The sequence below is a fragment of the Caballeronia arvi genome (assembly GCF_001544695.2).
Classification (GTDB): domain Bacteria; phylum Pseudomonadota; class Gammaproteobacteria; order Burkholderiales; family Burkholderiaceae; genus Caballeronia; species Caballeronia arvi.
Genome location: NZ_FCOM02000308.1, coordinates 1 through 690 on the forward strand (window position 1 = coordinate 1; position 690 = coordinate 690).

At 65.5% G+C, this 690-nt stretch carries 1 protein-coding gene; it reads left to right on the plus strand.

Going from position 1 to position 690, the window contains the following annotated elements; genetic code table 11:
• A partial coding sequence (locus tag AWB74_RS49120; RefSeq protein ID WP_407642560.1) for a tyrosine-type recombinase/integrase occupies positions 1–690 on the plus strand: 690 nt, incomplete at both ends.

The following is a 690-nucleotide window of genomic DNA, read 5'->3' on the forward strand; positions in this document are numbered from 1 at the left end:
GGCGCCCGTTCTATGGGCCGCTCTCACCCGCGAGTCAGCGCCAGGCGATCGTGATTCTGAATGCGTTGTTTTCGTGGTTGGTGCAGGCCGGCTATCTCGCGGGCAACCCGCTCTCGCTGTCCCGACAGCGCGCCCGGCACGCGGCGCCGCGCATCACCCGCTATCTCGAGCCGGGCATCTGGCAGGAGGTCAAGGACTACATCGCCGCCATGCCACGAGACACCACGCGCGAGTCCGCTCATGCGTATCGTGTACGGTGGCTTTTCACGCTGCTCTACCTTGGCGGCCTGCGCATCGCGGAAGTCGGCGCGAACACCATGGGGCAATTCTTCGTAAGGCGCGACGCCGATGGCACGATGAGATGGTGGCTGACTGTGCATGGCAAAGGCGGCAAGGAGCGTCTGATTCCGGCCACGCGCGAAATGATGGTGGAGCTCTCGCGATACCGACAGCATCTCGGACTGAGTGCACTGCCCTCACCCAATGAAGATACGCCGCTGGTCTTGCCGATTGGCGCGACGGCAGCGAGCGGCGGCACGCAGACGTGCGCGCCTCTGACGCGGGCCGCGCTGCATGCGATCGTCAAAGAGGTGTTTGCAGGGGCAGCGGCGACACTCCGAGAGCGCGACCCGTCCGCTGCCGCGCGCGCCGACATCCTCGAGCAAGCGTCTGCTCACTGGCTAAGACACA